This window comes from Mycobacterium sp. PTI7 (genome assembly GCF_056679845.1).
In genome coordinates, this window is record NZ_CM155252.1 from 786,686 (window position 1) to 807,072 (window position 20,387).

General features: G+C 69.4%; 21 protein-coding genes and 1 riboswitch. Of the genes, 9 read left to right on the plus strand and 12 right to left on the minus strand.

Translation table 11 applies throughout. From position 1 onward, the window contains the following. The first annotated feature begins 61 nt into the window (after positions 1 to 61). On the plus strand, positions 62 to 1,516 hold the full coding sequence (locus AC1MEY_RS03850) for an APC family permease (RefSeq protein WP_480229407.1): 1,455 nt from the start codon (positions 62 to 64) through the stop codon (positions 1,514 to 1,516). A gap of 42 nt (positions 1,517 to 1,558) precedes the next feature. On the opposite strand, the gene AC1MEY_RS03855 is transcribed toward AC1MEY_RS03850, so the two are convergent. Next, positions 1,559 to 2,761: an MFS transporter gene (locus AC1MEY_RS03855; RefSeq protein WP_480231287.1), complete on the minus strand. Its 1,203-nt coding sequence runs from the start codon at positions 2,759 to 2,761 to the stop codon at positions 1,559 to 1,561. A 222-nt stretch (positions 2,762 to 2,983) separates the two neighbouring features. On the opposite strand from AC1MEY_RS03855, the gene AC1MEY_RS03860 reads away from it, so the two are divergent. Both AC1MEY_RS03860 and AC1MEY_RS03865 read left to right on the plus strand, forming a co-directional pair. Then, positions 2,984 to 3,649, plus strand: a complete 666-nt coding sequence (locus AC1MEY_RS03860; protein WP_480229408.1) for an SGNH/GDSL hydrolase family protein — start codon at positions 2,984 to 2,986, stop codon at positions 3,647 to 3,649. A 104-nt stretch (positions 3,650 to 3,753) separates the two neighbouring features. After that, a complete protein-coding gene (locus AC1MEY_RS03865) occupies positions 3,754 to 4,770 on the plus strand; it encodes an AurF N-oxygenase family protein (RefSeq protein ID WP_480229409.1) in 1,017 nt (338 codons plus the stop codon). A 65-nt stretch (positions 4,771 to 4,835) separates the two neighbouring features. Here the strand turns inward: AC1MEY_RS03865 and AC1MEY_RS03870 are convergent, their stop codons facing one another. Together AC1MEY_RS03870 and AC1MEY_RS03875 are read right to left on the minus strand one after the other, a co-directional pair. Beyond that, positions 4,836 to 6,278, minus strand: a complete 1,443-nt coding sequence (locus tag AC1MEY_RS03870) for an MFS transporter (protein WP_480229410.1) — start codon at positions 6,276 to 6,278, stop codon at positions 4,836 to 4,838. 6 nt (positions 6,279 to 6,284) lie between these two features. Further along, positions 6,285 to 6,734 carry a PPOX class F420-dependent oxidoreductase gene (locus AC1MEY_RS03875; protein ID WP_480229411.1) on the minus strand — a complete coding sequence of 150 codons (450 nt, stop codon included), beginning with the start codon at positions 6,732 to 6,734 and terminating at the stop codon, positions 6,285 to 6,287. A 76-nt stretch (positions 6,735 to 6,810) separates the two neighbouring features. Here AC1MEY_RS03875 and AC1MEY_RS03880 point away from each other — a divergent pair, with 76 nt between their 5' ends. Next, positions 6,811 to 9,057, plus strand: coding sequence for a glycoside hydrolase family 3 C-terminal domain-containing protein (locus AC1MEY_RS03880; protein ID WP_480229412.1), 2,247 nt, complete (start codon positions 6,811 to 6,813; stop codon positions 9,055 to 9,057). Positions 9,058 to 9,094: 37 nt separating this feature from the next. Here the strand turns inward: AC1MEY_RS03880 and AC1MEY_RS03885 are convergent, their stop codons facing one another. Then, on the minus strand, positions 9,095 to 9,358 hold the full coding sequence (locus AC1MEY_RS03885; RefSeq protein WP_480229413.1) for a hypothetical protein: 264 nt from the start codon (positions 9,356 to 9,358) through the stop codon (positions 9,095 to 9,097). Positions 9,359 to 9,567: 209 nt separating this feature from the next. Between AC1MEY_RS03885 and AC1MEY_RS03890 the strand changes: the two genes are divergently transcribed. Then, positions 9,568 to 10,545, plus strand: coding sequence for a tripartite tricarboxylate transporter substrate binding protein (locus AC1MEY_RS03890; protein ID WP_480229414.1), 978 nt, complete (start codon positions 9,568 to 9,570; stop codon positions 10,543 to 10,545). Positions 10,546 to 10,548: 3 nt separating this feature from the next. Here the strand turns inward: AC1MEY_RS03890 and AC1MEY_RS03895 are convergent, their stop codons facing one another. Next, complete coding sequence (locus AC1MEY_RS03895; protein WP_480229415.1) at positions 10,549 to 11,127, minus strand: TetR/AcrR family transcriptional regulator; 579 nt, start codon at positions 11,125 to 11,127, stop codon at positions 10,549 to 10,551. Between the two features lie 94 nt (positions 11,128 to 11,221). Here AC1MEY_RS03895 and AC1MEY_RS03900 point away from each other — a divergent pair, with 94 nt between their 5' ends. After that, positions 11,222 to 11,962, plus strand: coding sequence for an SDR family oxidoreductase (locus tag AC1MEY_RS03900; protein WP_480229416.1), 741 nt, complete (start codon positions 11,222 to 11,224; stop codon positions 11,960 to 11,962). Between the two features lie 88 nt (positions 11,963 to 12,050). Further along, entirely contained in the window at positions 12,051 to 12,269 is a 219-nt protein-coding gene (locus AC1MEY_RS03905; protein ID WP_480229417.1) for a hypothetical protein, read from the plus strand. A 67-nt stretch (positions 12,270 to 12,336) separates the two neighbouring features. Here AC1MEY_RS03905 and AC1MEY_RS03910 read toward each other — a convergent pair whose 3' ends face one another. Further along, positions 12,337 to 13,716, minus strand: a complete 1,380-nt coding sequence (locus tag AC1MEY_RS03910) for an MFS transporter (protein ID WP_480229418.1) — start codon at positions 13,714 to 13,716, stop codon at positions 12,337 to 12,339. 92 nt (positions 13,717 to 13,808) lie between these two features. On the opposite strand from AC1MEY_RS03910, the gene AC1MEY_RS03915 reads away from it, so the two are divergent. Then, positions 13,809 to 14,681: a CPBP family intramembrane glutamic endopeptidase gene (locus AC1MEY_RS03915; protein ID WP_480229419.1), complete on the plus strand. Its 873-nt coding sequence runs from the start codon at positions 13,809 to 13,811 to the stop codon at positions 14,679 to 14,681. A 19-nt stretch (positions 14,682 to 14,700) separates the two neighbouring features. Here the strand turns inward: AC1MEY_RS03915 and AC1MEY_RS03920 are convergent, their stop codons facing one another. Genes AC1MEY_RS03920 through AC1MEY_RS03930 form a run of 3 tightly spaced genes read right to left on the minus strand, consistent with a single transcriptional unit; the run spans position 14,701 to position 17,532 of the window. After that, positions 14,701 to 15,705: an ABC transporter substrate-binding protein gene (locus tag AC1MEY_RS03920; RefSeq protein WP_480229420.1), complete on the minus strand. Its 1,005-nt coding sequence runs from the start codon at positions 15,703 to 15,705 to the stop codon at positions 14,701 to 14,703. Then, positions 15,702 to 16,490 carry an ABC transporter ATP-binding protein gene (locus AC1MEY_RS03925; protein ID WP_480229421.1) on the minus strand — a complete coding sequence of 263 codons (789 nt, stop codon included), beginning with the start codon at positions 16,488 to 16,490 and terminating at the stop codon, positions 15,702 to 15,704. The genes AC1MEY_RS03920 and AC1MEY_RS03925 overlap by 4 nt, the downstream gene beginning before the upstream one ends. Positions 16,491 to 16,494: 4 nt before the next feature. Beyond that, positions 16,495 to 17,532, minus strand: coding sequence for a FecCD family ABC transporter permease (locus tag AC1MEY_RS03930; protein WP_480231288.1), 1,038 nt, complete (start codon positions 17,530 to 17,532; stop codon positions 16,495 to 16,497). A 102-nt stretch (positions 17,533 to 17,634) separates the two neighbouring features. Continuing rightward, a riboswitch (cobalamin riboswitch) is annotated at positions 17,635 to 17,842 on the minus strand. Positions 17,843 to 17,908: 66 nt separating this feature from the next. On the opposite strand from AC1MEY_RS03930, the gene AC1MEY_RS03935 reads away from it, so the two are divergent. Then, positions 17,909 to 18,391 (plus strand): lipoprotein LpqH, encoded by a 483-nt coding sequence (locus AC1MEY_RS03935; protein WP_480229422.1) that lies wholly within the window; start codon positions 17,909 to 17,911, stop codon positions 18,389 to 18,391. A gap of 15 nt (positions 18,392 to 18,406) precedes the next feature. Here AC1MEY_RS03935 and AC1MEY_RS03940 read toward each other — a convergent pair whose 3' ends face one another. From AC1MEY_RS03940 to AC1MEY_RS03950, 3 genes are read right to left on the minus strand one after another with little or no spacing between them, the layout of a single operon-like run. Continuing rightward, positions 18,407 to 18,616, minus strand: a complete 210-nt coding sequence (locus AC1MEY_RS03940; protein ID WP_480229423.1) for a dodecin — start codon at positions 18,614 to 18,616, stop codon at positions 18,407 to 18,409. Between the two features lie 56 nt (positions 18,617 to 18,672). Next, positions 18,673 to 19,434 carry an ABC transporter ATP-binding protein gene (locus AC1MEY_RS03945; RefSeq protein ID WP_480229424.1) on the minus strand — a complete coding sequence of 254 codons (762 nt, stop codon included), beginning with the start codon at positions 19,432 to 19,434 and terminating at the stop codon, positions 18,673 to 18,675. Beyond that, positions 19,431 to 20,384, minus strand: coding sequence for an ABC transporter substrate-binding protein (locus AC1MEY_RS03950; RefSeq protein ID WP_480229425.1), 954 nt, complete (start codon positions 20,382 to 20,384; stop codon positions 19,431 to 19,433). The genes AC1MEY_RS03945 and AC1MEY_RS03950 overlap by 4 nt, the downstream gene beginning before the upstream one ends. Positions 20,385 to 20,387 lie beyond the last annotated feature (3 nt).

Genomic DNA, 20,387 nt, shown 5'->3' on the forward strand with positions numbered 1-20,387 from the left:
AGGGCTCACAATCACTGACGGCCGGTTTCGGTCACCCTCGTACGGATGATCGGACGGCGCGATGACAGCGGAGAACGTGGCGGATCCCGCCATCGCGGACGACGGCGGCGGCGGTGAACCGGAGCTGAAGCGGACGCTCGGGTCGTTCCAGGTGTTCGCGGTGTCCTTCGCGTTCATCTCGGTGGCCGTGGGCATCTTCGCGACGTACGACGCGGTCCTCGGGACGGCGGGACCTGTCGGCATCTGGCTGTGGATCCTCGCCTCGATCGGACAGACCCTGGTGGCGCTGGTGGTGGCGCAGTTCGCGGCCCGCATCGCGCTGAGCGGGTCGTCCTACCAGTGGGCGTCGCGGCTCGCCAACCCCAAGGTCGGCTGGCTGTTCGGGTGGCTGACCTTCTGGTACCTCGCGATCGCCGTCGTGGCGATGGACAACGCCCTGGCGAGCCAGGCGTTCATGCCGCTGATGGGCATGCAGCAGGACGAGGACGTGGCGCGGCTCCTGACCGTGGCGATCCTCGTCGTGCAGGCGGCGCTGGTGATCGCCTCGACCCGACTGCTGGGCATCTTCACCTCCAGCGCGGTGGGCGTCGAACTCGCCATCGTGGTGATCCTCGTCGTCGGACTGCTGGGCGTCGTCGTCGTCACGGGCAGCGGACACCTCGACAACCTGACGTCGCGCGGCCTGGCCGCCGGCGAGCCGAACTACTTCGCGATCGGTGGCGGGCTGATGGCCGGCATGATCATGGGGCTGACCACGCTGGTCGGATTCGACTCCGCGGCCAACCTCGCCGAGGAGGCCAAGGACCCGTTCCGCAGCGTGCCGCGCGCGATCGTGGCGTCGGTGGTCGCCGCCGGCGCGCTCGGCCTGCTCTTCCTGATCGCCCTCACCGTCGCCATCGAGGACGTGCCCGCGGTGACCAACAGCGGCTCGCCTGTGGCCGCGATCATCCGCAGTCAGCTCGGACCCGTGGCCGAGCGGATCCTGCTGGCAGGACTCGCCTTTGCGATGTTCGGCGCCGGCATGGTGGTGATGGCCGCGTGCTCCCGGCAGGTGTTCGCGATGGCGCGCGACGAGCGGTTCCCGGCGCATGCGTTGATGCGGCGGGTGAACCCGAAGACGCAGACGCCGGTGGCGGCCACGGTCCTGATCCTGGCGGTCGGTCTGATCCTGATGGTCGTGCTGCCGGGTGAGGCGCTGCTACAGCTCATCATCGGGTCCACGATCCTGCCGGCGCTGATCTACGGCGGCATCGTCATCCTCTACCTGGCGGTGCGAAAGAACCTGGAGCGCAGGGAGGGTGGGTTCAGCCTCGGCCGCTTCGAGGTACCCGTCGCCGTCGCGGCTCTGGTGTGGGTGATCATCGCGCTGGTGGCCCTCGTGACACCCGGGGACGCCTCCGTCTCGGTGCTCATCGTCATCGGCCTGGTGGTCGCCGGCGGGGTGTACTTCGGATACATGTACCTGTTCAACCGCCGCGTACTCGAGACCGAACCCGCAGTTCCTCCCACGCACTGAGTTTCGACGCCGGCCCCGACACCGGGGACTGACTCCGGTCCGTCAGCCCGCCGTCGCCGGCAGCGGCCCCGTCAGCGTGGACGGTCGGCAAATCACCGCCACCACGACGGTCAGCACGGCGGCCACGGCGAACGCCACCTGGACATTGAAGAGGTCGGCGGCGCCGCCGAGCACCGCGGCGGCGATCGGCCGTGATCCGACGAAGCCGACCAGCCAGAGCGCCATGATGCGGCCGCGCAACTCCTCGGGGGCGCGCTCCTGCACCACCGTGCTCAGCCCGGTCATGGCCCAGCCGAAGCCGAGGCCGGCGATCCCGAAGCCGGTCAGGGCGATGGCGGGCGTGACCCCGGCGACCAGCACGGCGCTGCCGGCGGCGAGCCCAACCAGCCCAATCCACGACACCTTGGCCGAGGCCATCCGTCCGCGCATCAGGGCCAGCGTGCCCATCCCGACGGCGGCCCCGACGCCGAACACCGCCGACAGCATGCCCACCAGGCGGCTGTCACCGCCCAGCGAGTCGGCGAGCGACGGTGCCAGGGTGATCGACGGGTCCGAGGCGATGCCGACCGTCGCGACGGCCAGGAGTGCCAGCAGCAGCGGCCGGTCGCGCCAGACGTAGAGGACGGCGGTGCGCACGCGGTAGTCCGTGGTGGCGAGCCGCGCGGGCGGTGCGGGGAAGCGCACGGCGACGAGGAAGAACGCGAAGATCAGGTGCAGACCGGCTGCGGTGGCGAACGCGGCGGCGGGCCCGAGGTGCGAGGCGAGGTACGCGCCCGCGGCCGGTCCGACGATGCGTCCGATGGTGATCGGAATGCTGTTGAGCGCCATGGCCGTCGACAGCTCGCCGTCGCGGATCAGGTTCGGCACGATCGACTGCATGGCCGGTCCGCCGACCACGAAGCCGAGGCCGACGAACAGCGAGCCGGTGAGGATGGGAACGGCGGTCGCGAGTCCCTCGAGATCCGGGTCGACGAACAGCCACGCCGCGACCAGACCCGAACCCAGGATGCACAGCACTCTGCCGAGGAGGATCTGCCGCGCGGGATTGCCGGTGTCGGCCCACTTGCCGCTGGTCGGGGTGAGGACCAGCTGCGGCCCGAACTGGACGACGCCGACGAGGCCGACCATGAGAGCCGAGTGCGTCGCGTCGTACATGACGATCGCCGCGACGATGCCGTGCGTCCACACGGCGACGACGGCGAACATCTTGCCCCAGAACAGCGCACCGAACACGGGGTCGAACATCAGCCCGAGCGCGTTACGCGCCCGCGGCGGTGAGACGGCCCCCGTGGTCACCTGCACGATGCGCCACCTGACCGCCCGACGAGGCGATCGAAGGGGGAGTGCGGCATCGAATATGCATAGCACATAGATGTATCCGGAGTCGCGGCCGCGGAGTCGTCAGCGGCGTCGCGGAGGCGTATGAATGGGTCAGCGATGAACCCCGACCACGTCTGAGGAGTCCCCGTGACCGTCCGCCGCATCCTGTGCTTCGGTGACTCGCTGACCTGGGGTTGGATCCCGTCCGCCGACGGCGCGCCCACCGAGCGGTTCGCGCCCGACGTCCGGTGGACGGGCGTCCTCGCCGCGACCCTGGGCGAGGGCTTCGAGGTGATCGAGGAGGGGCTCAGCGCCCGCACCACCACCCTCGACGATCCCGCCGATCCCCGGCTCAACGGGTCGAGCTACCTCCCGTCGTGCCTGGCGAGTCATCTGCCGCTCGACCTGGTGGTCCTCATGCTGGGCACCAACGACACCAAGGCGTACTTCCGGCGCACGCCCACCGACATCGGACTCGGTGCGAGCGTCCTGATCGGGCAGGTGCTCGCGAGTGCCGGCGGGGTGGGCACGTCGTACCCCGCACCCGGCGTCCTGCTCGTCGCCCCGCCTGCGCTGGGGGAGACGCCGCATCCGTGGTTCCAGCTCATCTTCGAGGGTGCCCAGGAGAAGTCGGCCCGGCTCGCCCACGTCTACGAGTCGCTCGCGTCCTTCATGGGCGTGCCCTTCGTCGACGCCGGGTCGGTGATCACCACCGACGGCGTCGACGGGGTCCACTTCACCGAGCAGAACAACCGCGACCTCGGCAGCGCGCTCGCGGACCGGATCCGGGAGATCTTCCGCGCGGACGCCTGAGGGCGCCGTTCGCCACCTCGCTGGATCGCGGTCCAAGTATCCAGTACCTGCGGTACCGTTTGGGGGTCGGGACACGCCGATCGTCGAATGCGAAGGAGGTACCCATGAAGTTGTTCAACTGGATGACGAGCTGGCGTCGCAACATGGACGTCGGCGACGACACCGAGTACGTCGAGAAGTTGACGACGCTGTCCGAGGGCTCGGTGCGACGGAACTTCGACCCCTACACGGACATCGACTGGCACGCCATCGAGCTTGCCGTCACCGGGGACGACCCGCGGTGGATCCTCCCGTCCACCGATCCGCTGGGCAGGCACCCCTGGTATCAGGCCCAGCCCGTGCAGCGGCAGATCGAGATCGGGATGTGGCGTCAGGCGAACGTGGCCAAGGTAGGCCTGCAGTTCGAGATCATCCTGATCCGCGGCCTCACCAACTACGCGTTCTGGGTGCCCAACGGCTCACCGGAGTACCGCTACTGCCTCCACGAGTCGGTGGAGGAGTGCAACCACACCATGATGTTCCAGGAGATGGTGAACGCCATCGGCATGGACGTCCCCGGCATGCCGCGCGTACTGAAGTGGGTGGCGCCGTTCATCCCGCTCGTCGCGGGACCGCTGCCCATCCCGTTCTTCTTCGGGGTGCTGGCCGGCGAGGAGCCGATCGACCACACGCAGAAGAACGTGTTGCGCGAGGGGAAGAACCTGCACCCCATCATGGAACGGGTGATGGCCATCCACGTGGCCGAGGAGGCCCGGCACATCTCGTTCGCCCACGAGTACCTGCACAAGCGGGTGCCCGGAATGGGGCGGGTGAAGAAGTTCGCGCTGTCGCTCTACGTGCCGCTGATCATGCGTCTGCTGTGCCAGGCGATCGTGGTGCCGCCCAGGAGTTTCTGGAAGGAGTACGACATCCCGAAGTCGGTGAAGAAGGATCTCTTCTTCGGATCGACCGAGTCGAAGTCGATGCTGCGTGACATGTTCGCCGACGTGCGGATGCTGTGCCACGACACCGGACTCATGAATCCCGTCGCCAAGTTCATCTGGCGGCTCTGCAAGATCGGCGGCCCGCCGAGCCGCTACCGCAGTGAGCCGCAGCGGCAGCACGCCACCGCCGCGGCATAGCCGCCACCGCACCGAGAACACCGCCACCCAGTCGCGATTCGCGACTGGGTGGCGTGCGTTGGGCGTCAGACGGCGTTCGGCTCGGGCGGCACCGCGACGGGTGCGGGTGGGGTACGCGGCATCGCGACTACGGCCGCCGCGGTCGCGACGGCCGCCACCAGGACGCCGAGGAACACCGCCGCCGAACCCGCCTCGATCAGCGCCGGGCCCAGCGACGTGACGTCCCCGGAGCCGAAGATCGAGTTGGCGATGGCGCCGAAGATGGCCACGCCCACCGCACTTCCGAGCGAACGGGCGAACATGTTGGTACCCGTGACGATGCCGCGCTCGTTCCAGCCCACGCTCGCCTGGGCGGCGATCAGCGTCGGCACGGCGAGCAGGCCCATGCCGCCGCCGATCACGAAGCACGCGACCGCCACCGTCGCCACGTTCGGCCGGTGCGCCGTCGCGGCCAGCACCGAGGCGCCCGCGATCACCAGCACGGCGCCCAGCATCGAGGTCCGCTTGAACCCCCATCGCAGGTAGAACCTTCCGGCGATCGCCGCCGTCGCGGGCCAGCCCAGCGTCAACGCGGCGAGCGCGAGACCGGCCACGATCGGCGTGACCTGCAGCGCGCCCTCCAGGTACGTCGGCACGTACGACGTGAGGCCCATCAGGATGGCGCCCACGCCGAGCGCGACCACCGTGGTCGCGCACAGCAGTCGCCGAGAGAACACCCACATCGGCAGGATCGGTTCGCGGGCCCGCCGTTCGACGACGAAGAAGGCTCCGAGCAGGACCGCGCCGACCACGAACGCGGTGATGCTCGGCGCGGACGTCCACGCCCAGGTCTGACCGCCGCCGAGGATGGCCAGCACCAGCGACGTCATGGCGGTGGCCAGCAGCAGCGCGCCCAGGACGTCGACGCTGCGATCCGCCCGCGTGACGTTCTCGGTGAAGTGCCGGTTGAACATCCACGCCGCGACGAGGCACAGCGGGATGTTGATCAGGAACACCCCGCGCCAGATGCCCAGCTGCGAGAACGTGCCGCCCAGCATCGGCCCGACGACCGACGACACGGCCCACACGCTCGCCAGATACCCCTGCACCCTCGCGCGTTCCGCCACCGTGTAGATGTCGCCGACGATGGTCATCGCCGTGGGCTGCACGGCTCCGGCGCCGATGCCCTGGATGGCGCGGAAGACGATCAGCGCGAGCATGTTCCACGCGACCGCACACAGGATCGAGCCGAGGAGGAACACGCCGATGCCCACCAGCAGGATCGACTTGCGGCCGAAGACGTCCGACAGCTTCGCGTAGATGGGCGTCGTCACGGCCTGGCCCAGCAGGTAGGCCGAGAACAGCCACGGAAACTGGTTGAAGCCACCGAGTTCGCCGACGATGGAGGGCACCGCGGTGGCGAGCACCGTCGCATCGATCGCCACCAGCCCGGTGCTCAGCATGACCGAGATGAGGACCGGTCCGCGTTCGGACCGGAATCCGACCGCCGCGGTCGAGGTCGACGTCACCGCCGGCTAGCCCCGGCCATCGGGCTGATCGTTGTTCTTCTGCGCGCCCCACCCGTGGACCCGGTCGACGGCGATCAGGGCGCTGACCCGGGGCCGGTCCCGGTCGGGGTACTCCTTGCCCTGGTAGTGCCGCGACAGCGCGTCGATGTCGGCGAGGCCCTCGTCGTCGTAGATCTCGGTGACGTGCCCGATGACGGTCACGTGGGTGTACCAGTCGTCACCGTCGATCACCGTCAGCGAGATGCGCGGGTCCCTGCGCATGTGGTCGAGCCGCTTGCGCCCGACGTCCATGTTGACCAGCAGCTGGTCGCCGCGCAGCAGGTACCAGGTGGCGGCCGACACGGGATGGCCGTCCTTGCGGACGGTGCTGATGACCGCGGGGTTGGGCTTCGACAGCATCGCCTTGGCGTCGTCCGTCAGGGGCGAGGAGGTCTGTTCTTCGGAATTCGTGGACATCGCGGCAGAGTGCCCCGCCGCGGGCCGTTCGAAGCAGGGGAGCCGTGTGACGAATCCGGTGGTACACCGGATGGCGATGACTCACTCAGCCGCTGCCGCCGACACGTCACGCCTCGACCTCGATCGGAGGGCGGCCCTGGGGGGCGGCGCGTCCTTCTGGCGGACGAAGTCAGCGCCGGGTGTCGAGGCGGTGGCGATGTCGGACGGACCGCACGGCGTCCGGTACCAGTCGGGCGCGGGGGACCACCTCGGATTCGGCGCGAGCGACCCGGCCACCTGCTTCCCGCCGGCCGTCGGGTTGGCGCAGAGCTGGGATCCCGAGCTGGCCCGCCGCGTCGGGTCGGCGCTCGCCGTCGAGGCGCAGGCCGCCGGGTTGGGCGTGCTGCTCGGCCCCGGCATCAACGTCAAGCGGGATCTGCGCTGCGGACGCAACTTCGAGTACTTCAGCGAGGACCCGCACCTGTCCGGCGTGCTCGCCACGGCGTGGGTGCGTGGCCTGCAGTCGGGTGGTGTCGGGGCATCGCTCAAGCACTTCGCGGTGAACAACCAGGAGCACGACCGCATGCGCACCAGCGCCGAGGTGGATGCGCGCACGCTCCGCGAGATCTACCTCCGTGCGTTCGAACGGGTGGTCCGCGACGCCCGGCCGTGGACGGTGATGTGTTCCTACAACCGGATCAACGGCGTCTACGCATCGCAGAACCGGTGGCTGCTCACCGACGTACTGCGCGACACGTGGGGGTTCGACGGCCTGGTGGTCAGCGACTGGGGTGCCGTCGCCGACCGGGTGGCCGCCGTCGAGGCGGGCCTGGACCTGCAGATGCCCGGTGACACCGCGGACGACGACGCCGCGGTCGTGGCCGCCGTGTCCGATCGCCGACTGGCCGAATCGGCAGTCGACCGCGCGGCCGATGCCGTCGCCCAGCTGTCGGCGCGGGTCGCCGAGGGCCGGCGCGAGGTGACCGTCGACGTCGACGCCCACCACGCGCTCGCCCGCGAGGCGGCGGGCCGCAGCGTCGTGCTGCTGAAGAACGACTACGACCTGCTGCCGCTGGACCCGGGCCGGGACGTCGCCGTCATCGGTGCCTTCGCCGAGTCGCCGCGCTTCCAGGGCGGCGGCAGTTCCCACGTCACCCCGACGCGGGTCGATTCGCCGCTCGACGAGATCCGGGCGGCGATCGACGGCCGGTTCTCGTTCGCACCGGGGTTCGCCCTCGATGGCAGTGTCGACGGCGCCGCACTGCGCGCCGAGGCGGTGCGGACCGCCCGGGACGCCGACGTGGCGGTGGTGTTCGCCGGCCTCGCGGCCAGCCAGGAATCCGAGGGCTTCGACCGCGACGACATCGACCTGCCCGCCGACCAGCTCGCGCTCATCGCGGAAGTGTCTGCGGCGCAATCGAACACCGTCGTCGTGCTGTCGGCCGGCGGGGTGCTGCGCCTCGCCCCGGTCCACGCGGCGGCCCGCGCAATCCTGGGCGGCGCGCTCCTCGGCCAGGCGGCGGGCGGCGGCATCGCGGACGTCCTGGTGGGCACGGTGAACCCGTCGGGCCGGCTCGCCGAGACCGTGCCCCTGCGGCTCCAGGACGCCCCGAGTTATCCGCACTTCCCGGGCGAGCACTCGCGCGTGCGGTACGGCGAGGGCATCTTCGTCGGCTACCGCGGCTACGACGTCCGCGAGCAGGACGTGCTGTACCCGTTCGGACACGGGTTGTCCTACACGGCCTTCGAGTACTCGGACCTCGTGCTGTCCGCGGATCCGGACGGCGTGGCCGTGTCCGTCGGGGTGCGGAACGCCGGTGAGCGCGCGGGCCGGGAGGTCGTGCAGCTGTACGCCTCCGTGCCGGAGTCCGCCGTGACCCGCGCGCCCCGCGAACTGGTCGGCTTCGGATCGGTGGATCTCGGCGCGGGCGAGAGTGCGACGGTGTCGGTGCGCGTCGAGCGCCGCGACCTCGCCTACTGGCACGACCGGCTGGACCGGTGGGTGGTCGAAGGCGGCACCTACCGCATCGCCGCGGGTGCGTCCAGCCGCGACATCCGTCTCGAGGGCGACGTCGACGTGGCGGGCGACTCGGTGCGCCAGGACTTCGACGCGGAGTCCACCATCGGCGAACTGATGTCCGACCCGGCCGGGGCGAAGGTGCTCGAGGAGGTGCTCGCGTCGTTCGGCTCACTCGGCGACGACGGCGGCCAGGCACTCGGCGTCGACATGGTCCGCATGGCCGCGTCGATCCCCATCGGCAGGGCCGTGCGCAGCTTCGGCGGCGGCGGCGGCGGGCCCGACGATCTCCAGGCCCTGCTGGACACGATCAATTCTCGGCGCTGACGGGCCGCTGCACGCAGCGGCCCGTCCCGGCCGGACGTCAGCTCGTCTTGAGGTAGCGGATCACGAAGGCCGCCGACACCGCTGCCGCGACGAGCCCGAAGACGCTCCAGAACACGGCCGAGACCAACAGCGAGCCGGACGAGTAGCCCACACCCGACAGCATGGACATCGAGTAGAACAGCCAGAAGACGCGGTAGAGCGACCACAGGGCGGTGACGCCGGCGGCGATGCCGATCGCCAGGCTGCGCGAGCGGTCGACGCGGTTGACCTGAGCCTGGACGCGGGTGAGAACGGTGTTCATCGGTGGCTTCCCTTCATCGTGCGAGCCCCGGTGGCATCGGCACCACACGAGTACATCGGGGCGAGGCGGCTACCGATCCCAACAAGTCCGTCACCCGTCGGTCTGCCCAACGGCCAGACAGCGGTCGCCGACTCGGGTAGAGATTCGGTGGGTGTTGCTCGCGGCGCGTTGGGCGCAGGCGGCCGTACCGACGACGAAGGAGCACACGCGTGACGATCAAGACTGCCATCGGGACCGGACTGGCGGCACTGCTCGTCCTGACGATGGGCTGCCTGGGCGTCGCACCCGGCGCCGGGGCGGAGCCGTATCCCGCGGGGCCGGTGACCATGACGGCCGGAGCCAACCCGGGCAGCGGCTTCGACCTGACGATCCGCTCGGTGGTCGAGACGCTGCAGAAGGAGGGGCTCGTCGACGTCCCACTGCCCGTTCAGAATCGGCCCGGAGCCACCGGCGCGGACTTCCTCGCCACCATGGTGGACGACTACCGGGGCGCCGACGATCAGCTGTCCGTGACGTCGCTGTCGATGATGCTCAATCAGCTGCGCGGCGTGTCTCCCTACGGCTTTCGCGACGTCACCATGATCGCCCGCCTGATGACGGAGTACTTCGTGGTGGTGGCACCCGCGGGCACCCCGTTCGCGAACCTGGCCGACCTGATGGCGGCCGTCAAGGCGGACCCGGCACGCGTCCCGGTCGCGGCCGCCGACGACGATCACGCCCCGTTCGACCTCCTGGTGTCCGCTGCGGGCGGTGACCCGGCGTCGGTCGACTACGTCGACTTCGAGGGTGGTGGCGATCAGACCGCCGCCGTCCGCGACGGGGTTGCCGCCGTGGCGATCTCGGGTCTCAGTGAATTCGCGGCCCCGCTCGAGGCCGGTGACCTCCGGGCGCTCGGCGTGCTGGCGGAGGATCGGCTCCCCGGTCTCGATGCGCCCACGGCCCGGGAACAGGGGCTGGACGTCACCCTGTCGAACTGGCGCGGCATCTACGGCCCGCCCGGGATGCCGGAGGCCGCCGTCGCCTACTGGCAGCGTGTGCTGGGCGAGATGGTCCGGACGCGCACGTGGCAGGACATCGCGCAGCGCAGCCGGTTCACGACCACCTTCATGACGGGCGAGGAGTTCCAGGCGTTCCTGGGCAAGACGCAGGCCGATCTGGCAGCGGCAATCGGCACCGAATCCCGCTGAGGCTCAGGGCTTCTCGAACACGCCGGCGGTGGCCAACGCCACTCGCCGGCAGGCACGTTCCCGATCGTCGCCGAAGCGGTCGATGCCCCACGAGATCGCGGTGACGAGTTCGAAGAGTTCGTCGGCCGTGACGGCGTCCCGCGCGGACCCGTCCTCCCGGGCGCGGTCCAGGAACTCGGCCGTGCGGGCGGTGAGGCGCGTCGCGACGCTCTGCACCGGTGAGCCGGTGTCGTCGATGGACGTCGCGATGCAGGTGGGCAGGTCGTTCCAGATGCGCAATTGCCACGCGAGCCGCCTAAGCCATTCGCGCAGTGCGTCGTCGGCGGGCATCCCTCGCATCAATTCCTCGGAGTCCGAAAGCAATTCGGCGATGGTCGTCTCGATCACCGCCGCCAGCAGATCGTTCCGGGTGGGGAAGTTCCGGTAGAGCGTGGCATTGCCGACGCCGGCGGCAGTCGCTATGCCATCGATGGGCGCGTAGATGCCGTCGGTCTCGAAGATCGAGATGGCGGCGCCGAGGATCGCGTCCCGGTTGCGGCGAGCATCCGCGCGAAGGGGTCGCGTCGCCTGTGTGGCCACCATCACACCTCCACTCGTCGACAAAGTGGGGAATGTCCCCACATACTCGAACTGGGGAATTACCCCACTTATGCGTGACCTTACCTCAGGAGTGACGATGGCAGAGCGACTCGATGGGCGGACGGTGCTGGTGACCGGTGCCAACGGCGGACTCGGCGAGCAGTTCGTACGGCAGGCGCTCGAGCGCGGGGCGCGCAAGGTCTACGCGACCGCCCGAAACCCCAGGCCCTGGGACGACGAGCGCATCGTCCCGATCGCGCTCGACCTGACCGATCCGGCCTCCGTGGCAGCCGTCGCGCAGACCGCGACCGACGTGGACCTCGTCGTCAACAACGCCGGGATCGCCCCGGCCGATGACGGTTCGGTCGTCACCGGGGACGAGGACGTCGCGCGACGCATCTTCGAGACCAACTACTTCGGGACCGTGCGCGTGGCGAAGGCCTTCGCGCCGGTGCTGGCCGCACACGGCGGTGGGGGACTGCTCAACGTCTTGTCCCTGGCCGCGTGGCTGCCCCTGCCGACGGCGTACGCGGCGTCCAAGGCCGCGATGTGGTCGGCGACCAACGCACTGCGCGGCGAACTCGCGCCCGCCGGGACCGTCGTCACCGGAGTGATCGTCGGCATGATCGACACGCCGATGGCGGCGCGTTGGGACGTGCCGAAGGTGAGCGCCGAGAGCGTCGTGAGCCAGGCTTACGACGGCGTGGCGACCGGGGCGTTCGAGGTGCTCGCCGACGAGGACTCCCGCGACGTGAAGTCCCGTCTGAGCGACGGCTCCGAGGCGTTCAACGCCTACCTGGCCGTGAAGCTCGCCGACTTCGAGGCCGCCTCGGCGTAGCGCGGAATGCGCTGACCGAGTCCGATGTTGATCACCGTGTAGCACCAGCAGATCGCTGCGCTCCACGACACGAAGGACCCGTTCCACCATGCGCGCCACAGCTCGACACCTGGCCCCGCTGATCGCGGCGGGAGCTGCCGCGGCAGCGATCGTCGCGGCCCCCGCGGCCGCCGCCACACCGCTCTCGTGTACCGACGTAGGTTCGGCCACCCAGTGCATCTCACCGGGCAACAGCCAACTCACCGCCGTCGCCCCGCACGTGCAGATCTACCCGCAGTTCATCATCATCCATCGGAACCACCGCTAGACCCGTTCCGAGCACGGCACCCGGCCCGCCAGCGATCCGTCGCGGCGGGCCGGCGTGCGTCGTGGTGCTACCCGGTCCGCGAGGGTGGTACCGCCCAGGCGCTGCCCTGCTCGCGGTCCAGCACGGTCAGGCCCTTGTTCTTGAGGGCGAACACGTACACCGACAGGCTGACCGCGATCACGACCGTGACGTAGACGATGAACCAGCCGACGTTGTCACCGGACTTGGCGCCCTCGTAGAGCAGCGGGGCGGTGCCGCCGAACGCGGAGTTGGCCAGCGCGTAACCCAGTCCGACACCGAGAGCGCGGATCTCGGCGGGGAACAGCTCCGCCTTCACGATCGCGTTGACCGACGTGTAGCCGGTGAGGATGACGTACCCGACGGCGGTCAGCGCGAAGGCCACCAGCGGCGAATGGGTCTGCGGCAGATAGGTCAGCAGGACGTAGGTGTAGAGCACGCCGCCGATGCCGAAGAAGACCAGCAGCGGCTTGCGACCGATCCGGTCGCTCAGCAGCCCGCCCAGGGGTTGCAGCAGCATCAGGAAGATCAACCCCAGCAGGTTGATCCAGGTGCCGGTCAGCGCCTGGTCCTCCGTGAAGATCGTCTTCACGATCCGCGGCGCGTTGATCGTGTACGTGTAGAACGCCACCGTGCCGCCGGCGGTGATCAGGAAGACCAGCAGCAGCGGCCGCCAGTGGACGGTGAACAGCGCCTTGAGTGACCCGGCGGACTGGTCCTTGCCCTCGCGGATGGCCTCGAGGTGCGACTCGCTCAGGGACTCGTCCATCGAGCGACGCAACCAGAGCACGACGAGCGCGGCGATGCCACCGATGAAGAAGCCGATGCGCCACCCCCAGTCGGTGACGACGTCTCCGCCGAGGACGCCGAGCGCGATCAGGAGCGTGAACTGCGCGAGCACGTGCCCGCCGACGAGCGTGACGTATTGGAACGAGGACAGGAAGCCCCGTCGGTTCGCGGTCGCGGCCTCGGACATGTAGGTCGCCGAGGTGCCGTACTCGCCGCCGGTCGCGAAGCCCTGCACGAGCCGGGCGAGGATCAGGACGACGGCCGCCCAGTATCCGATGACGTCGCGCGTCGGCATGATTGCCACGACGAACGAGCACGCCGACATGATCGAGATGCTCAGCATCAGGGCGGACTTGCGGCCGCGCCGATCGGCGTAGCGGCCGAAGAACCACGAGCCGACCGGGCGCATGAGGAACGTGACCGCGAAGATCGCGTAGATGTACAGCGTCGAGTTCTCGTCGTCCGGATCGAAGAACTGCGCCTCGAAGTACATGGCGAAGACGGTGTAGACGTAGACGTCGTACCACTCGACCAGGTTGCCTGCGGATCCCCGGATGGTGTTGAGGACCGCTCTGCGCGTACTCGTCGGCGCGCGAGTCGGACCACCGGGCGCGAGGGGCCGTTCAGTCGCATCGGTCATTCGCGGAAGGATACGGAACCGTCGGCACGCCTGGGCCGGTTCTGCGTCGGGCACCGGGGATCGGCGGGTCCGCGTCGCGCTAGGTTGGCCTCGTGCTCAGCAACGCCCGCGACGGCGCCGGGGTCGGTGCCCGAGGCACCGCGGGGACCGCCGTCCTGATCGCGGGCGTGACGATCTACGTCGTCGCGCTGACGTTCGTCGCCGTGGTCAACGGCGGTCGGATCCGCTACACGGCCGACAGCACCGACACGATCCCGATGTGGCATCCGTGGCTGCCGGTGATCCTGGGCATCGCGCTGTGTCTGGTGGTGCGGACGGCGTCCGGCCGCGGCGGCGCGTCATCCTCTGCGGTGAAGTTCCAGGCGCTCGTCCTGCTCGGGCTGGCCGTGGCGTTCGCCGTGCTGCTCGACGTGTTGGGTCCCGGCGAGCCGCGCTATCTGGTGCTCAAGTCGATCCTCTTGGTGGTCGGACCGCTCGTGCTGTTCGCAGCGACGCGGCGTCGTCGCGCCGAGGTTGAGGCAGTAGCGGCCGCGCCGACGGGCCGGTGGTGGCCGCTGATGCCCGCGGCGGGGTGGGTGGCCGCCCACCTCGCCCTGTCGACCACCATTCCCGCTGCCACCGTCGTTGCCGACACCGATCCGTTCGTGCTGGTGTCGACAATCGCCATCGGGTTCCTGGTCAACGCCGTCGTCGAGGAGCTGTTCTACCGGAAGTGGTTGCAGAGCCCGTGGTCTCGGCTACTCGGTGGGGTCTGGCCCGCAATCATCGTCTCGTCGCTGGCGTGGACGTCATGGCACGTCGCGATCCAGGGCAGCGGTGACGTCGTCGCCGACCTCGCGAACGTCGTTGCGAACCAGGGCGTCACCGGCTTGTTCCTGGGGCTGCTGTGGGCGCGCCACCGCTCGATGTGGCCGCTGTTGATCGTGCACGGCGTGATGAACGCCAACCCGCTCTCCTTCTTCTGAGGGCGCCTCGGCTCGCGACTCAGAACCCCCTACTGCGCAGGAACGACGCCAGTTCGACGATCGTCGTCGGGTTGCGCGGACCCTCCACCATCGCGGCATAGGGGAACGAGATGACGTTGTCCTTCCGAACCGCCTCCGTATTCGCCATCAGCGGGTGCGTCTGCAGCTGCCGGGTCTTCGCAGCCACCGTGTTCGCCGGGCCGGCGCCGTAGTCGACGATCACGATGACCTGCGGATTGCGTTGCGCCGCAGCCTCCCACGACACCGTGGTCCACGAGTCGTCGAGGTCGTCGAAGACGTTCGTCCCGCCGGCCTCGGCGATGATCTGCTGCGGGGCGGCATTACGCCCCGAGGTGAAGGGCGACGGGTCGGCGCTGTCGAAGAGGAAGACCCTGGCCCGGCGGGCTGGGGCCGGCGCCTGCGCAGCCACCCGGGCGATCTGGGCGCGGTAGTCGTCGACCAGCTCGTCGGCATGGTCTCGAACGCCGAACAGGTCGCCGAGGTTGGTGAGGTCCTCGTAGAGCGCGTCGAGGGGCGGCATGATCCCGCGCTTCGTGGTCCCGGCTTGGCGACACGCTTCGGTGAGCTGGTAGGGAGTGGCACCGATCGACGACACCCAATCCGGTGTGACGCCGGTCGACTCCCGGAACCCGTAGTTCCACCCCGCGAACACGAAGTCGGGGTCGGCCTTCTGGATCACCTCGCGGGTGAATGCCTCGCCGAGGTACGGCGCCGACTCGAAGTCCTGGCGCCACGGCGAGCTGGCGATGTCGCGGTCTGCACCGCCCGACGTGGTGTAGCCGACGATCCGGTCGCTTAGGCCCAGGGCGAAGAGTATTTCGGTGATGCCGGTGTCGTTCGCGAACACCCGAGTCGGCGTGGTGGGAACGTGGAGCGGGACCGAGCAGTTCGAGACCGTCACGGCGCCTTCGGTTGTCTCCGCCGTCGGGCGCTCGTCGACCCGTGCACCGCAGCCGGCGAGGAGGAGCGCGGTGGCGCCGAAGGCGAGTAGTCGTGCTGTCATGGCGTCAGCCTTTCGTCGAAGATGATCTGCGGAACGCCGAGCCGGGGATGCGGGTAGACGTGACAATCGATCCCGAACCATTCGACGATGTTCTCGACCCGGAGTACGGCTCCCGGAGTTCCCGCGCAGACGACCTCGCCGTCGGAAACGAGCACCAGGTGGTCGCAGAACTGCGCGGCCAGGTTGAGGTCGTGTAGGGCTGCGAGCACCGTGACGCCGCGCGCCCGGGCGGCCGTCAGCACGCCGTACTGGTGACGGACGTCGAGGTGGTTCGTGGGTTCGTCGAGCACCAGTACCCGTGGTTCCTGTGCGAAGGCCCTCGCGATCAGCACCCGCTGTGCCTCGCCGCCCGACAGCGAGCCGAACTGCCTACCCTCGAGGTGGCCGACGCCGGCGTCGGCCACCGCGTCGGCACACACGCGCGCGTCGTGCGACGAGTAGCCAAGCGCCAGTGCGGGACGGTGCGGGAGTCGGCCGGCGCGAACCACGTCCATGACGGTGAAGTCGAGGTGCGAACTGGTGGTCTGCGTCAGTGCTGCGACCTGACGGGCGTTCTCGCGCATGCTGACCGCCCGGACGTCGCGGCCCTCGACGTGGACGGTCCCGGCATCGGGGTCGAGCGCTCGGTATAGGCAGCGCAGGATGGTCGACTTCCCGCTGCCGTTCGGTCCGATGACTCCGACGAACGAGCCGCCGTGCGCCGACAGACTGATGCCGTGCAGGATCCGTCGACCTGCGAGGTGTACGTCGACGTCGTGGTAGTTGATGTCGCCAAGAGGGGTCATCGGGTCATTCCCTGACCCGGCCGCGCATCAACAGCAGGAACACCGGGGCGCCCACCGCGGCGGTGATGGCGCCGATCGGCAACTCATACGGCGGAACGAGTGTGCGCGCGATCAGGTCGGCGAGCACGAGGAACAACGCGCCCAGCACCGGCACGAGGACGACCAGGCCGCGGTGATCGGCACCGACGAGCAGCCGGGCGACGTGTGGCAGCACCAGACCCACGAATCCGATTGCTCCGCAGACGGACACGATCAAGCCGGTGACGAACGCGGTCAGCACGAACAGGGCCAGCCTGAACCGGGCCGCGTCGATGCCGAGGCTCGCGGCCACGTCGTCACCCATCGCCAACGCGTTCAGCCGCTCCGCGCACGCCGCGGTGATCACCACCCCGGCCGCCGTGGCGGCGAGCACCACCCAGAAGGTGTGCCAACTCGATGCGGCAAGGCTGCCGAGCAACCAGAACATCACGTTGCGTGCGGCGTCACCGGTGGGTGCCAGGAAGACGAGCGCCGTGGTGAGAGCCGAGAACCCGTAGGCAAGCGCAGTTCCCATCAACACCAGGCGAAGCGGTGCCAGCCCGCTGCCGTCTCGAGCCAGGAAGTACACCGCGGCGGTGGCGACCAGGGCGCCCAGAAACGCCGCGGTGGGCATCGCGTAGAGGCCGAGGCCGCCGAGTACGCCGAACAAGACGACGGCGGTGGCGCCCACGGAAGCCCCGGACGAGATTCCCAGGACGTACGGATCGGCCAGGGGATTGCGCACCATCGCCTGGACGAGGAGGCCGACGACGCCGAGCCCTGCGCCCACGACGATGCCGGTCAACACCCGCGGCAGACGCGACTCCACCACGATCCGGTAGTCGGGCAGTTGATCGGCGGTGACGCGCCCGCCGACGATCTCGGCCCAGACCGCCCGCAGTGCGGTAGCCGGCGGGATGTGGGCGCTGCCGAACAGCAGACCCATGATTGCGACTGCGACGAGAGCCACCAGACCAAGCGTGGTCAACGACCACAGTCTGTGCCTGAGCACCGCCACCACCATTCGTCGACAGCCCGTTGTCACACACGGGTCTGCGCGGGCAGGCGGTGCCCACGACGGTTGCCGCGATCGCCATGTCCCACGAGGCGATCGAGCCACCACATCCCCGGATGTGGTGCGACGGCAGGTCTTCGGACTCTCGGACTCGGCACCTCGGTGCCACCTACTGTGCGACCGCTTCCCGGCGAACCAGTGCGTGTTGTCGCGTTCGTTTCCGATCACCGCTGCGGGGCAGCTCCGGATTCTCACCGGATTCCCTCTTGCGATCCGCGGGCAAGGAATGCCCGCGGAAACCGACGCGATCAAAACCTATCAGAACGGAGACATACTTCGACTTCAACGCAGCAGTAGCTTTTGCTGAAATTGGGTAACCCCCTGTATGCACATCCCGAGAAGTTCGACGCGCAACGGCGCGCATCTCCGTCGCGACGGCCGGCCGGCATCCACGCCGAAGCCCGTCCTCATCGGTCTGCTCGCCGTCGGACTCGTCGCCACCGGTTGCTCCGCCAGCGCGTCGGCGCTCGGCGTGCGCACGGCGCGCGTGACGATCGACGGGACCGTGCAGGCCGAGCAGCCCATCATCACCTGCGTCCAGTCGGGGTGGACGTGGGCCATCGAGACCGAGCAGAAGTCGCCGGGCTTCACCGCCCAGGTGAGCACCGGCGGCGAGGTGAAGCCCCTGGCCGTTCAGTTCACCGACCTCGGCGGGTTCACCGGCGGCTTCTCCACCGCGACGACGGGCGACGCGGAGGCCACGATGCGCGACGGCGACTTCACCATCACCGGCACCGCGGACGGCTCCTTCGACGGCAAGTACCGGGACACGGGGACCGCGAAGTTCGAGATCCGCACCAACTGCTGAGCGCCCGGGCGGGCGTCAGTCGTCGATGCGGAAGCCGACCTTGAGCGAGACCTGGAAGTGCGCCACCGCGCCGTCCTCGATCTCGCCGCGCACCGACGCGACCTCGAACCAGTCGAGGTTCCTGGTGGTCTGGGCGGCGCGGCTGATGCCGTTGCGGATGGCGGTGTCGATCCCGTCGGGAGACGTGCCGACGATCTCGATGACGCGGTAGGTGTGGTCGCTCATGCTCCGAGTCGATCACGTCCCCGACCGGCGCACCAGAGTAGGACTCGCCCGGATTCTCAGGCCGTGAGTCCGAGGGTGTTCGATACCGCGTCGTAGAGGTCGTGGTAGTCGGATGTGAATCTGAGTTCGCGTGGTTCGCGCGGACGGGGGAGGGACACCGTGAAGTCCTCGACGATGCGGCCCGGTGCCGACGACATCACCACCACGCGGTCGGCGAGCAGGAGCGCTTCGTCCACGTCGTGGGTCACGAAGATCACCGTCGTGCGAAGTTCCTCCCAGAGCCGCAGGAAGTCCCGGCCGATCTCCCGGCGGGTGAGCGCGTCGAGCGGTCCGAACGGCTCGTCCATCAGGAACACCTTCGGGTCGGCGGCGAGCGTGCGCGCGAGCGCCACCCGCTTGCGCATCCCGCCGGACAACTGGCTCGGCGTGTAGTCGGCGAAGTCGGCCAGACCGACCCGGCCCAGCAGTTCGGCGACGCGTCGATCCTGTTCTGCCCGGGGTCGTTCGGCGATCTGCAGCGGTAGTCGCACGTTCTCGTGAGCCGAGCGCCAGGGCAGCAGCGCGTCGTTCTGGAACAGCATTCCGACCCCGACGGGCGGCGCCGTCACCGCGACGCCGTCGAGCCGCACCTGTCCCGAGGTCGGGGTGACCAGGCCGGCGGCGACCTTGAGCAGCGTCGACTTCCCACACCCGCTGGGACCGACCAGGGCGACGAACTCCCCCGACTTGACCGTCAAATCCACCGTGTCGAGGGCGAGTCGCCTGCCGCCCGGCGTCCGATACGCGAGGTTGACCGCGGCGAACTCGACCGCGGTCACTTCGCGCCCAGCAGGCTGAAGTCGAACGCATCCTCGAACGACGGCGCCGAGCCGGGCTCGATCTGGCCGACCTCCTCGAGCAGGCTCGTGGTGTCCCGGTAGACCGCCGGGTCGACCGCCAGCCCGGCAGGGGCTTGCGCGAGGGTGGTCGCGAGTACGGACTCGAGGATCGCCGGATCAAGTTCCGGCGCTTGCTTCTTCGCGGCGTCCAGGCTGGCTTGGAGGTCGGACGTGCCGCGCTGCAGGGTGGCGTTCACGCCGTTGACGAACGCGGCGAGTACGTCCCGATGGGACTGCGCCCAGGACTCCTTCGCGATGACGGTCAAGGCTACGTAACGAAAGTCTGGCTTCCACACCTCGCGGAACTTCCCGGACCGGACCATCGTGGTCAGGAGCGGGTCGGTCACCATGCCCGCAGCGGCGCCGCCCTTCTCGATGGTCGCCTGCATGGTCGCGCCGGTGCCGCTGCCGACGACGCGCAATCCCTTGTAGTCGACGCCGGCATCGGCTGCCGCGCGCTGCAGTTCGGTGTCCGACAGGCTGCCCGGTGCCGTGACCGCCACCGACTTGCCGGCGAGATCGGACACCTGCCGGACGTCGGACGAGGACGCGGTGACCAAGGCGTAGGGCGGCACCTGGCTCGTGACCGCATAGCCCTTCACGTCGAGATTCTTGATCCGGTTGCGCACGATGTGCTCGCCCGCCCCGACGAAGGCGTCGATGCTGCCGCCGCTGAGTGCCTGCACCGCGTCCGACCCGCTGTCGAAGCAGATCTTCTCCGGCTTGGTGCTCGAGCCGTCCTCGTCGATCGCCAGGGCGGCGAGACTGAGCCCGCCGCAGACGATCCCGACCCTCAAGCCTTCGCTCTGCCCCTGGCTGGAGCAGCCGACGAGGGTGAGCGCGGTCGCGGTTGTTGCGGCGGCGATGACCGCGAGCGTTCTACGGGGCATGGT